Source organism: Neisseria sp. HMSC061B04 (genome assembly GCF_001836705.1).
Taxonomy (GTDB): Bacteria; Pseudomonadota; Gammaproteobacteria; order Burkholderiales; family Neisseriaceae; genus Neisseria.
Window position 1 is genome coordinate 139,865 of record NZ_KV830180.1, and the last position, 12,110, is coordinate 151,974.

Below are 12,110 nucleotides of genomic sequence, written 5' to 3' on the forward strand. Positions count from 1 at the left end.
CAACGTATGTTTTCCTATCCCGAAAGGCCGTCTGAAACCATGAATTCTCCTTCAAAAAACACTTGGCAAAACGGCCGTTGGCTGAATGCACGCCAAACTCATTCGCCCAATTTTAGCCCGCGCGAACCGGATGAAGACGTCTCTTTGGTTGTCCTCCACAATATCTCCCTTCCTCCTTTTGAGTACAACACGGGGGCGGTGGAAAAATTGTTTACCAACCAAATCAACCCTGACGAGCATCCTTTCTTCAGCATCATCCACACCTTGCGCGTTTCCAGCCATTTTTTCATCAGCCGTGAGGGCGAAACCGTCCAATTCGTTTCCTGCAACGACATGGCCTATCATGCCGGCGTATCGTCGTTTCAAGGCAGAGAAAAATGCAACGCCTTTTCCATCGGTATTGAATTGGAAGGCTGCGATTTCGAGCCTTTTACCGAAGCACAATACACCAGCCTGCAAGCCTTGTTGACCGCCATTTCCGAGCATTATCCGATTCAGGCCGTTACCGGTCATCAGGACATCGCGCCGGACAGGAAAACCGATCCTGGACATTTCTTCGATTGGCCTCGCCTTCAAAAAGCAGGTTTCCCCGTCCGACACGGATAACTTTCAGACGGCCTGAACACTGATTGGCAGACATAATGCTGTCACAACCGTTTATTTTCGTTATAATTCAGCTATTCATTCGGACGCATAAAGTCCGGCTCCAACGAACTGCCCGCGCAGCAAGATTCCGCACCCTGAAAAAGACGGAATGCTGCCTTTTTAAAAAGTGATTACTCCATGATTTTCATCGTCTTAGCCCTCGCCGCCCTTTTGGCGGTCATCGGTTACAACATGTACCAGGAAAACCAATACCGCAAACAAGTGCGCGAACAATTCGGCCATTCCGATAAAGATGCACTTTTGACCAGCAAAACGAAACACGTCCGCGACAGTAAAGAAACCGGCGGCCAAGGTTTGTTTATCAAGAAAAACAAAAAAAATGAAGAGGCATTGCGCAACCTGCAGGAACAAGATGAAATCTACGCGGCCAAAGCCAAACTGGCCCACCCTGCCCAACTGAAAACCGATGTCGAGCTGACTGTGGAAGACGACTTCTCCACAGAAGAAAAAGTCCAACACACCGTTATCGGCTTGAACAACGAAATTACCGTAAGCCCAGCCGAAGCCACTTCCACTCCGGTAGAAACCGCAGCCGAACCCGTGGCACAAGTACCATTGATCAGTCTGGACGAATTATCTCAAGTCGAGCTGCCTTGGTTTGATCCCCGCTTCGACTACATGGCCTATATCTCCCTGAAACAAGCCCAAGAATTGCATGCCCTGCCGCGCCTTTCCGCTACCCACCGCTTCCAAATCATCGGTTGCACCATGGACGACCATTTCCGCGTTGCCGAGCCGATTCCAGGAGTTTACTACCAAGGCTTCGTCATGGGCCTGCAAGCTGTCAGCCGCAACGGTTTGGCCGCACGTGAAGAGTTGCAACACTTCGACCAACAGGTTGATGCCTTTGCCCAACTGATGGACGGCAAAGTTTTGCATACCGACTTGGACGCGTTCACCGAAGTCGCACAAGCCCTCGACCAATTCTGTGCGCGTGTTGACCAAACCATCGCCATTCACTTGGTTTCCCATTCCAACATCAGCGGCGTAGAATTGCGTGCCGCCGTGGAAGAAACCGGTTTCAAATTGGGCGAAGACGGCGCGTTCCACTTCGGCGACAACAACAACCCTCAATTGTTCTCCATCCATACTTTGGACAACAAACCGTTTACCAATCCTTTGCTGGACAACCAAGCCTACCGCGGCTTCAGCATGCTGCTGGATATTCCGCACGTTCCGGCCGGCGAAAAAACTTTCGACAAATTCATGGACTTGGCAGTCAAACTTTCCGGCCAACTCAGCTTGGATTTGGTTAACGACCAAATGGAAGAAGTTTCCACCCAATGGCTCAAAGACGTACGCAACTACGTTTTGGCCCGTCAGGAAGAAATGCTTAAAGTCGGCCTCAAACCCGGCAGCAAACAAGCCCTGCGCCTGTTCTCTTAAACTTCCCCAATCAAAAAGCGGATATGCAATGACGGCATATCCGCTTTTTTCAGGTAAAATCCCTTCATCTTCAATATTCATCAATTTTCAGACGGCCTCTCTATCATCAGGCCGTCTGAAAACTCTATTCCGATTACACAATGAATCCGACTGAACAACGTATCAAATACCTGACCGACCTCCTCAACCGCTACGCCTACGAATACTACACCCTAGATGCGCCCAGCGTACCCGATGCCGAATACGACAAATTGTTCCGCGAGCTTGAAGCATTGGAGCGAAACTACCCCGAGCTCAAACTGCCCGACAGCCCAACCCAGCGCGTCGGCGGCGAACCTCTGGCAGGCTTTGCCGAAGTGCGCCACGAAGTACCGATGCTGTCGCTGACCAACGCCTTCTCGCCACAAGATGAAAACGGCGTGTTCGACCATGCCGAAATGTATGCTTTCGATGAGCGCGTGCGTGGAGGTTTGAACGGCAAAAAACCGGAATACGTTATCGAGCCTAAATTTGACGGTCTGGCCATCAGCCTGCTCTACCGCGACGGCGTATTGATTCAAGCGGCAACCCGTGGCGATGGAACAACAGGCGAAGACGTTACCCAAAACGTCAAAACCGTATCCAACATTCCCCTGCGCCTGCATGGAGAAAATATTCCCGATCTTATCGAAATTCGCGGCGAAGTACTGATGCTCAAAGCCGATTTTGCCGCTTTAAACGAACGACAGGCTGAAAACGGACAAAAACCTTTCGCCAATCCGCGCAATGCCGCCGCCGGTAGTTTACGCCAACTCGACTCGCGCATTACGGCACAGCGCAAACTGCATTTCTTTCCCTATTCCATCGCCCGACAACAAAGCGGTTTTATCGCAGAAGAACACCTGCAAGAACTGAGCTACTGTAAAGAGCTTGGCTTCAGCCTGCCTGACGGTAATTTCGGCTGCTTCCCAAATATCGACGAAGTATTGGCGTTTTACGAGCAAATGCAGCAAAAACGCCCTACTCTACCCTATGAAATCGACGGCATGGTCGTCAAAGTCAACAGCTTGATGCAACAGCGCGAACTCGGCTTCATCTCACGCGCACCACGATGGGCCATTGCCCACAAATTCCCTGCCGAAGAAGCATTGACCATTGTCGAAGCCATTGATGTACAAATCGGGCGCACCGGCGCAGTAACTCCCGTCGCCCGCCTGCAACCTGTATTCGTCGGCGGTGTTACCGTTACCAATGCTACACTGCACAATCAAGATGAAGTGTCTCGAAAAGACGTACGCGTTGGCGATACCGTTGTCGTACGCCGCGCCGGAGACGTGATTCCCGAGGTAGTCCGCGTGATTTTCGAACGCCGCCCAATGCAAGAGGCTAACGTTACCGTTTCAGACGGCCTGCAAGACGATTTGTTTGCCGAAACACCTTCTGAAACCCGAGCCGAACCGCTACATAAACCCTACCGCCTGCCCACTCATTGCCCTATCTGCCGCAGCGAAATCGAACGTGAAGAAGGCGAAGCGGTTGCCCGATGCAGCGGCGGTATGCTTTGCCAAGCACAACGCGCGCAAGGTTTAATCCACTTCGCCTCACGCAAAGCCATGGACATCGACGGACTCGGTCAAAAACAAATCGAGCAGCTGGTCGCCCAAGACCTCGTCCGCCATTTCGCCGACCTCTACCGCCTCGATATTCCAACCCTGCAAAAAATGAAGGAAATGGCGGACAAAGCATCAGCTAGTGAAAAAGAACCATCAAACAGTGAGATTGGAGACTTTGAAGGCGAGACCGGCAATGCCATGCTTGCTAAAAACAATAAAAAACAGCCGACCAAATGGGCTGAAAACATCCTTGCAGGCATAGAAGCCAGCAAAACGCCCGAACTTGCGCGCTTCCTTTTTGCCCTCGGCATCCGTCACGTCGGCGAACGTACCGCTAAAACACTGGCGCAGGCATTCGGTACGCTCGAACACGTCCGCCACGCACCCGAACCCATCCTCGCCTGCCTGCCCGATATCGGCACGGTGGTTGCCCGATCCATCGCCCACTTTTTTGCCCAAGAAGCGCAACAGGCGATGATAGACGAGCTGCTGGCAGTAGGTGTTGCCCCGCAAGGCCAGGCTGTCACCATCCCACCGCTGCGCCATGCCGAGCCGCAACGCTGGATTGCCCGCCTGCCCAATTTTAAAATCAGCGAAACCAAAGCACTGGCCTTATGGGAGCTTGCCGGACAAAGCATAGAAGGTTTGCAAAGCGATAAAGCGTTGCCTGCCGATTGGCAAGCCTGGCGCAGCAAACCGCAAAACGCAGCCCTACTTGAAAATATGAAAACTTTCTTTGCTCAAACGCTGTCTAATCTTCAAGATGAAACTATTTCAGACGGCATTAATGAGGCCGTAGCAGGTAAAACCTTTGTATTGACAGGGACTTTACCCACGCTCAAACGCGACCAAGCCCAAGCCTTGATCGAGGCCGCAGGCGGTAAAGTTTCCGGCAGCGTATCCAAAAAAACCGACTACGTTGTCGCCGGAGAAGCAGCTGGCAGTAAATTGGAAAAAGCCCAAACGCTGGGCATAGCCGTATTGAGCGAAGAAGAATTGCTGTCGTTGCTGGGATAAGACAGTATCCATGATCAATCCACCTTTTAAAACCGACTGATACTTTATCATGTGGTATCATCACTACATACGACTACACCTTTACACTTTTGGGGTATAACCCTTAATCAAATAGGATAATAATATGAAACCCATTAAAAAATGCGTCTTTCCCGTTGCCGGTATGGGCACCCGTTTCCTGCCTGCAACCAAAGCCAGCCCCAAAGAAATGCTGCCTATTGTGGATAAGCCTCTGATTCAATATGCAGTTGAAGAAGCGGTTGAAGCCGGCTGTACCGAAATGGTATTCATCACCGGCCGTAACAAACGCAGCATCGAAGACCACTTCGACAAAGCATACGAGTTGGAAACCGAATTGGAATTGCGTCAAAAAGACAAACTGCTGGCGCATGTTCGCGATATCCTGCCTTCCAACATTACCTGCATGTACATCCGTCAAACCGAAGCATTGGGTTTGGGCCATGCCGTATTGTGCGCGCAGGCAGCCGTTGGTAACGAGCCTTTTGCCGTTATTTTGGCAGACGATTTGATTGATACGCCTAAAGGCGCGCTAAAACAAATGGTTGACGTGTACAACCAAAGCGGCAACAGCGTTTTAGGCGTTGAAACCATCGATCCTTCCCAAACCGGTTCTTACGGTATCGTCGAAGTCGAGCAGCTGAAAAACTATCAACGTATTATCAACATCGTTGAAAAACCCAAACCGGAAGAAGCGCCTTCCAACCTCGCCGTTGTCGGCCGCTACATCCTGCCCCCGCGTATTTTTGACTTGTTGACCAACCTGCCGCGCGGTGCCGGCGGTGAAATCCAACTGACCGACGGTATCGCCCGCCTGCTTGATCATGAGTTTGTGTTGGCTCACGCATTTGAAGGCAAGCGCTATGACTGCGGCAGCAAATTGGGTTACCTTGAAGCGACTGTAGCTTACGGTTTGAAACACCCTGAAACCGGCGAACAATTTAAAGAACTGCTCAAGCAATACGCTTAAATTCAGCCATTATAAAAAGGCCGTCTGAAATTTCAGACGGCCTTTTTCTACACTTATTTCTTCCAATATGCCGGAGTAAACAAAATTAAAACGGTAAAAATTTCCAAACGTCCCAACAGCATCACTGCCGCACACAGCCATTTCTGCACATCGCTCAGCGCGGCATAATTATGCGACGGACCGACTGCACCCAAGCCCGGACCGGCATTGGTAATACAGGCAATGACTGCCGTGAAGGCGGATAAAAAGTCCAAGCCTGCGGCCATCAGTAAAAAGCTGAATACGATGACCGTCATAAAATAAATAAAAATGAACGACATAACGGTCAGCGCCATACGATCCGGAATGGAGTTGTTGTTGACCTTTACCGTACGAACCGCACGCGGGTGCAGCAAAATCAACATCTCGCGCAAGCTGAATTTGAACAACACCAAAGCGCGCACATTTTTAATACCGCCGCCCATAGAGCCTGAGCTTGCCAAGACATTCGACAGGAAAAACATCCACAACGACACAATCAGCGGCCATTGTGCAAAGTCGGCATTGGAGAAACCGCTGGCTAATCCGATGGACACAAAGTTGAAGCTGACAAAACGCAAAGCTTCGCCAAGGCTTTGGTACACGTCCTGCTGCCACAGATACAATGCCGAAATCAAAATACTGCCCGACAAAACCAGCAGCATGGTGCGGCATTCTTCATCCTTCCAATACACCCGCCAAGAGCGGTTGCCCAGCGCAGTAAAATGGCTGGCAAAATTGATACCGCCCCAGACAGTAAAAAACATCAACGTCCACTCGACTGCTACAGAATCAAAATAGGCAACGCTGTCATCATGCGTTGAAAAACCGCCTAAAGCCACAGCCGACATTGCATGACACAAGGCATCAAACCAGCCCATACCGGCAATATGCAAGGATACAAAGGCTGCAGCAGTTGTCAGCGCATAGGCAAACCACAGCCGTTTGGCCACTTGCGAAATACGGGGAGCCATTTTGCTTTCCTTATCCATACCCGGAATTTCCGCTTTGAAGAGCTGCGTCCCCCCCACGCCCAACATCGGCAAAATTGCCACAGCCAACACGATAATACCCATACCGCCGAGCCAGTTGAGCATGTGCCGCCAAAAGTTTACCGATGGCGCCAGCGTATCCAAGCCGGAAATCACTGTTGCCCCCGTTGTCGTCAGCCCCGACATCGCTTCAAAAAATGCATCGGTAAAACTCATGGACGGCATATAGAAATAAATCGGCATCGCCGCCACGACAGCAAAAGCCAGCCACAGCATCAGTACCAAGGTAAATCCGTCGCGCGGCCGCAATTCACGGTTGAAACGCAGTGTCAGCACCCACGTTACGCACGACACCAGCAATACGGTCAACGCCGTATAGGCAAATACGAAAAACGCGCTGTCGTGATAAAAATACGACATCAGTGTCGGCATGGCCAACAGCAATGAAAACAACAGCCCCAGCTTGGACAATACATGGACAATCGGCATCACCTTGCTTACCGCACTGCCCAATCTGAAACCCTTATGCAGATACATTATATTCCTATCATCAGAAAACAAAATGTTTCAGACGGCCTCATAAAAAAGGCCGTCTGAAACCGCATATTTTATCAAAATGCCGCAATCCCGTGATAAAGAAAAACAAAAAACACTTGCCTGCTCTTTTTATAGGAGTATAATGTTATACCATAACATTTACTGGAGAAAAAAAATGAAACCCGATATCCACCCGGACAACTATCGTACCGTCCTGTTTTACGACAGCGGCGCAGACCAAGGATGGCTTATCCGTTCATGCGCCAATACCCACGGCAAAACCATGGTTTGGAAAGACGGCATAGAGTATCCCCTCTTTTCGCTTGATACTTCTTCCGCTTCCCACCCCGTGTACACAGGCAAACAACGCAATGTCAATATCGAAGGCCGCGCCAGCAAGTTCAACCAACGTTACCAATCCATGATGTCTTCCTTCAGAAAGGATAAATGATGCAAGTCCTCTCATCCCTGAAAACTGCAAAAAAACGACACCGCGACTGCCAAATTGTCCGCCGAAAAGGCAAAGTGTACGTTATTTGCAAGAGCAACCCCCGTTTTAAAGCACGCCAGCGTTAAGCGGCCCAACCCATATTTCAATGTAACTCTCTGAATTTTCCGCACTTTCGTTTACCTCTAGCGCAAGTGCGGCTTTTTTTCAAACGGCATTAATCATTCATATCAAAACTACAACGAATCCTGCCATACTCCCAAAAACAGGAAGAAAAAGTAAATAATGGTTATCCCTATTGTGAAGCCATAAAGATATTTATAACATGCCGCTACATTCTCCCTTCAACACTGACCATAGGAGTCAAAAATGAAAGTAAAAGCCCTGCTTGCAATTGCCGCCGCCATGAGCCTCGCTGCCTGCGCCGCACCCGAAGCCCATCAACATGACCATGGTCACCGTCACGAGCACAATCATGACCACGGCCGTGCACACGATCATGATGCCCGTGTTCAATCATTCAGCTGCGAAAACGGCCTGTCTGTACAAATCCGCAACCTGAGCACCGATCAAGTTGAATTGCGCCTTGACGACAAAGTTGCCACCCTGTCTTCTGCCGTTGCAGGTTCAGGCGAACGCTATGTTGCCAACCAAGGCTTGTTCGGCAAAGGTGCCGAATGGCATCAAAAAGGCAGCGAAGCATTCTTCGGCTTCACTGACCCATACGGCAACAAAGTAGAAACTTCTTGCTCTGCCCGCTAATTTCTACTTAGCAATAGAATAGCTAAAAGCCGTCTGAAAACTTTTTCAGACGGCTTTTTATATCGGATAAAACGAAAGAGAAATATAGTTTCCGTTTAATGAAAAAATGCAAAGATGAGACTATTTGAAGGTTCAAAATACATCAAATAAGTAAGACCCTTTGAAAGGTACCTTCTCCGACAAAACATTATTTCAAAATCATTAAATATGTATCTAACTTAATTTAAAACTTTTTCCAAGATTTCTTTAAGATTCTCATCATCTTCATCCAATGTTAATTTTTCTGAAATATTATGAAGACAATGTTCCAAATCAATAGCTAAGGTTACTTGATTTTGATAGGATAATTTTGGATAAAGTTCAAGTAAAACCCAATAAATGCATATACTATCATTCGAGTAAAAAATATTAGAAATGAAAGGGAGTAATGTATCTTGTCTTTCTATAAAAATTTCAACAATTTCACTAAAAATAGGAAAGTTGGCATCTCCCAACCACCCAGAGAGCCATTCTCCCGTCTCAATTAATTCTTCATCGTTGCACTCCTTGATCCTTTTGCAAGCCTTGATGTCAAACTTATCTTTAGGGCGCATATGATACCTCATTGTTTTATTAAGACTTACGAATACAAAATTGTAATGATTGATCTCAATTCTAGACAAATGATTATTCGTCATTCCTATATCCTCAACAAATTCTCCCTGACGTAAGAATTATTTTTGTGCAATTAAACTCCTACCCTGCAATAACTTGAAACCCTATCCTGCATTTTACCTAAATCACAAATCCCAAATTACCCTTCAAAATCTATTCGCTATACGAAAACAAAGGCCGTCTGAAAACCTATTTCCAAAGTTTTCAGACGGCCTTTATCTTAGACCAAACAATTAAGCGTAATGTCTGTCTTCGCCTTTACCGTCAACGTTGTCGGCACAACGTTTGCAGATAGTTTCATGGCCTGCAACTGCGCCCACATCGTGAGTATAGTGCCAGCAGCGTTCGCATTTTTCGCCGTCGCTGGCTTTGGCAGTAACGGCAAGTTCATCACCGACTTTCACTTCGGCTTTAGACACCAGCAAAGCAAAACGTAATTCTTCGCCCAAAGTGTTCAGATAGTCGGCAATTTCTTCCGGAGCCGTAATTTCGGCTTCTGCTTGCAATGAAGAACCAACGGTTTTGTCTGTACGCAAAGGCTCGATGGCGGCAGTTACTGCTTCGCGTGCTTCGCGGATTGCCGTCCATTTTTTCACCAGTTCGGTTTCGGCTTTTTCGTTGATGGGTGGGAACTCATGCCATGTGTGGAAGAGGACGCTGTCTTCTTCGCCGCCGCCGATGATGTCCCATGCTTCTTCGCCGGTGAAGCACAAAATCGGTGCAATCAAGAGAACCAGGCTACGTGTGATGTGGTACAGGGCGGTTTGCGCGCTGCGGCGGGCGTGGCTGTCGGCTTTGGTGGTGTAGAGGCGGTCTTTCAGGATGTCGAGGTAGAACGCGCCCAAGTCTTCCGAGCAGAAAGAAACAATGTCTTTTACGGCGAAGTGGAAGGCGTAGCGCGGATAGAAGTCGCCCGCCAGACGCTCTTGCAGCTGACGTGCCAATACCAAGGCATAGCGGTCGATTTCCACCATGTCTGCCTGTTGCACGGCATCTTCAATAGGATTGAAGTCGCTGAGGTTGGCAAACAGGAAGCTCAAGGTATTGCGAATACGGCGGTAGCTTTCGGTAACGCGTTTGAGGATTTCTTTGGAAATCGCCAATTCGCCGCTGTAATCGGTGGATGCCGCCCACAGGCGCAGGATATCCGCGCCGAATTCGTTATAAACTTCTTGCGGCGCGACGACGTTGCCGATGGATTTCGACATTTTGCGGCCGTTTTGGTCAACCACGAAACCGTGGGTCAGAAGCTGTTTGTACGGGGCGCGGCCCATTGATGAGGCGCAACCGGTCAGCATGGAAGATTGGAACCAGCCGCGGTGTTGGTCGCTGCCTTCGAGGTAGAGGTCGGCAGGCCAGTCCAATTCTTTGCGCTGTTTCAAGACGGAATAATGGGTCGAACCGGAGTCGAACCATACGTCCATCGTATCAGAAAGTTTGTCGTAGTTTTCGCAATCTTCCGCGCTCAACAATTCGCTTTTATCGAGTGAGAACCATGCTTCGATGCCTTTTTCTTCGATGCGTTGTGCTACTTTCTCCAAAAGCTCGGCAGAGTTAGGATGCAGCTCGCCTGTTTCTTTGTGGACGAAGAAGGTCATCGGCGTGCCCCAATAGCGTTGGCGCGAAACGACCCAGTCAGGGCGGCCTTCGATCATGGCTTCGAGGCGCGCGCGACCCCAAGACGGGAAGAATTCGGTGTCGTCCACGGCCTTGATGGCTTTGTCGCGCAGGGTTTTGCCGTCGCTTCCGGCTTTGTCCATACCGATAAACCATTGGCCTGTCGCGCGGTAAATCAGCGGGGTTTTGTGGCGCCAGCAGTGGGCATAGCTGTGTTCGATTTTGTTGCTTGCCAAGAGGTTGCCGGTTTCTTCCAGCCATTGCAGGATGACGGGATTTGCTTCCCAAACGCTCATGCCTGCGACGCGCGGCGTTTCACTGATGTATCGGCCTTCGGCGTTTACAGGGTTGTAAAGCTCGATGCCGTATTTGTTGCAGACGGCGTAGTCTTCCAGACCATGCGCAGGCGCAGTGTGCACCAAGCCAGTACCGGCGTCGGTGGTAACGTGTTCGCCGTTGAGCATGAGGATATCGCGTTCGAGGAACGGATGGTTCATGTGCAGGTTTTCCAGCTTGTCGCCGGTGGTTTCTGCCAATACTTTCAGGTCGTCTGAAACGAAGCCGTAGCGTTTGAGCGCGTCTTCTGCCAAATCTTTCGCCAATACCAATTTGCCTTTAGGCGTATCAATCAGTTGATAGACCACGTCTGCGCCGGCTGAAACAGCTTGGCTCGCAGGCAGCGTCCAAGGCGTGGTTGTCCAGATGACGGCAAACGCTTTGCCTTCGATACCTGGAAAACCGAATGCGGCGGCAAGCGCGGCATTGTCTTTAAACGGATAGGCAACGTCAATCGCAGGCGATACTTTGTCTTTGTATTCCACTTCCGCTTCGGCCAATGAAGAGCCGCAGTCCAAGCAGAACTGAACCGGTTTCGCACCGCGGTAGAGATAACCCGATTTGTAGATTTCACCTAGCATACGCACGGTATCAGCTTCGGTTTTGAAATCCATGGTCAGGTAAGGATTGTCCCAATCGCCCAACACGCCCAAGCGGATAAAGTCTTTTTTCTGACGGGCAATCTGTTCGGCGGCGTATTCGCGGCACAATTCGCGGAAACGGGCTTTAGGCATGTCTTTGCCATGCAGTTTTTCTACCATCACTTCGATAGGCAAACCGTGGCAGTCCCAACCCGGTACATAAGGCGCGTCAAAACCGGCTTGGGTTTTGCTGCGGATAATGATGTCTTTGAGAATTTTATTGACGGCATGGCCGATGTGGATGTCGCCGTTGGCATACGGAGGACCGTCGTGCAGGATGAATTTCGGACGGCCTTTGGCGATTTTGCGCAGTTTTTGGTAGCGTTTTTGCTCGTACCAGCTTTTCAGCCATGCAGGCTCGCGCTTGGCAAGGTTGCCGCGCATTGGAAACGGGCTCTCGAGCAGGTTTACGGTTTTACTGTAATCGGTCATTTTCTAATCTCTATTGTTGCGGTA

The 12,110-nt window shown here is 49.7% G+C and carries 10 protein-coding genes; 7 read left to right on the forward strand and 3 right to left on the reverse strand.

The genetic code is table 11. The features are described from left to right. Positions 1 to 39 precede the first annotated feature (39 nt). The 4 genes from ampD to galU all read left to right on the forward strand — a co-directional run bounded on the left by ampD (position 40) and on the right by galU (position 5,649). Positions 40 to 606, forward strand: coding sequence for a 1,6-anhydro-N-acetylmuramyl-L-alanine amidase AmpD (ampD, locus tag HMPREF2661_RS03570; protein WP_049322890.1), 567 nt, complete (start codon positions 40 to 42; stop codon positions 604 to 606). 177 nt (positions 607 to 783) lie between these two features. Further along, positions 784 to 2,052 (forward strand): cell division protein ZipA C-terminal FtsZ-binding domain-containing protein, encoded by a 1,269-nt coding sequence (locus HMPREF2661_RS03575; RefSeq protein WP_049322889.1) that lies wholly within the window; start codon positions 784 to 786, stop codon positions 2,050 to 2,052. Between the two features lie 140 nt (positions 2,053 to 2,192). Beyond that, the gene (ligA, locus tag HMPREF2661_RS03580; RefSeq protein ID WP_070822363.1) at positions 2,193 to 4,661 is read left to right on the forward strand and encodes an NAD-dependent DNA ligase LigA; all 2,469 of its coding nucleotides are present in this window, start codon (positions 2,193 to 2,195) and stop codon (positions 4,659 to 4,661) included. Between the two features lie 124 nt (positions 4,662 to 4,785). Beyond that, entirely contained in the window at positions 4,786 to 5,649 is an 864-nt protein-coding gene (galU, locus tag HMPREF2661_RS03585) for a UTP--glucose-1-phosphate uridylyltransferase GalU (protein WP_070822365.1), read from the forward strand. Positions 5,650 to 5,702: 53 nt separating this feature from the next. On the opposite strand, the gene HMPREF2661_RS03590 is transcribed toward galU, so the two are convergent. Further along, positions 5,703 to 7,196, reverse strand: coding sequence for a TrkH family potassium uptake protein (locus HMPREF2661_RS03590; RefSeq protein ID WP_070822367.1), 1,494 nt, complete (start codon positions 7,194 to 7,196; stop codon positions 5,703 to 5,705). Positions 7,197 to 7,371: 175 nt separating this feature from the next. Between HMPREF2661_RS03590 and HMPREF2661_RS03595 the strand changes: the two genes are divergently transcribed. The 3 genes from HMPREF2661_RS03595 to HMPREF2661_RS03605 all read left to right on the forward strand — a co-directional run bounded on the left by HMPREF2661_RS03595 (position 7,372) and on the right by HMPREF2661_RS03605 (position 8,406). Continuing rightward, positions 7,372 to 7,647 (forward strand): type B 50S ribosomal protein L31, encoded by a 276-nt coding sequence (locus HMPREF2661_RS03595; protein ID WP_003747294.1) that lies wholly within the window; start codon positions 7,372 to 7,374, stop codon positions 7,645 to 7,647. Beyond that, a complete protein-coding gene (gene ykgO, locus HMPREF2661_RS03600) occupies positions 7,647 to 7,772 on the forward strand; it encodes a type B 50S ribosomal protein L36 (protein ID WP_003685279.1) in 126 nt (41 codons plus the stop codon). Before HMPREF2661_RS03595 ends, ykgO begins: the two co-directional genes overlap by 1 nt. A 241-nt stretch (positions 7,773 to 8,013) precedes the next feature. Beyond that, positions 8,014 to 8,406 (forward strand): MliC family protein, encoded by a 393-nt coding sequence (locus tag HMPREF2661_RS03605; RefSeq protein WP_070822369.1) that lies wholly within the window; start codon positions 8,014 to 8,016, stop codon positions 8,404 to 8,406. A 218-nt stretch (positions 8,407 to 8,624) separates the two neighbouring features. Here the strand turns inward: HMPREF2661_RS03605 and HMPREF2661_RS03610 are convergent, their stop codons facing one another. Both HMPREF2661_RS03610 and ileS read right to left on the reverse strand, forming a co-directional pair. Then, positions 8,625 to 8,999, reverse strand: a complete 375-nt coding sequence (locus tag HMPREF2661_RS03610; protein WP_070822440.1) for a DUF5071 domain-containing protein — start codon at positions 8,997 to 8,999, stop codon at positions 8,625 to 8,627. Positions 9,000 to 9,293: 294 nt separating this feature from the next. Further along, complete coding sequence (gene ileS / locus HMPREF2661_RS03615; protein WP_070822371.1) at positions 9,294 to 12,086, reverse strand: isoleucine--tRNA ligase; 2,793 nt, start codon at positions 12,084 to 12,086, stop codon at positions 9,294 to 9,296. Positions 12,087 to 12,110 lie beyond the last annotated feature (24 nt).

Excerpts from the sequence above, each read along its gene's own strand:
- ampD (WP_049322890.1), top strand. The coding sequence starts at position 40 with ATGAATTCTCCTTCAAAAAACACTTGGCAAAACGGCCGTTGGCTGAAT.
- HMPREF2661_RS03575 (WP_049322889.1), top strand. The coding sequence starts at position 784 with ATGATTTTCATCGTCTTAGCCCTCGCCGCCCTTTTGGCGGTCATCGGT.
- ligA (WP_070822363.1), top strand. The coding sequence starts at position 2,193 with ATGAATCCGACTGAACAACGTATCAAATACCTGACCGACCTCCTCAAC.
- galU (WP_070822365.1), top strand. The coding sequence starts at position 4,786 with ATGAAACCCATTAAAAAATGCGTCTTTCCCGTTGCCGGTATGGGCACC.
- HMPREF2661_RS03590 (WP_070822367.1), bottom strand. The coding sequence starts at position 7,196 with ATGTATCTGCATAAGGGTTTCAGATTGGGCAGTGCGGTAAGCAAGGTG.
- HMPREF2661_RS03595 (WP_003747294.1), top strand. The coding sequence starts at position 7,372 with ATGAAACCCGATATCCACCCGGACAACTATCGTACCGTCCTGTTTTAC.
- ykgO (WP_003685279.1), top strand. The coding sequence starts at position 7,647 with ATGCAAGTCCTCTCATCCCTGAAAACTGCAAAAAAACGACACCGCGAC.
- HMPREF2661_RS03605 (WP_070822369.1), top strand. The coding sequence starts at position 8,014 with ATGAAAGTAAAAGCCCTGCTTGCAATTGCCGCCGCCATGAGCCTCGCT.
- HMPREF2661_RS03610 (WP_070822440.1), bottom strand. The coding sequence starts at position 8,999 with ATGCGCCCTAAAGATAAGTTTGACATCAAGGCTTGCAAAAGGATCAAG.
- ileS (WP_070822371.1), bottom strand. The coding sequence starts at position 12,086 with ATGACCGATTACAGTAAAACCGTAAACCTGCTCGAGAGCCCGTTTCCA.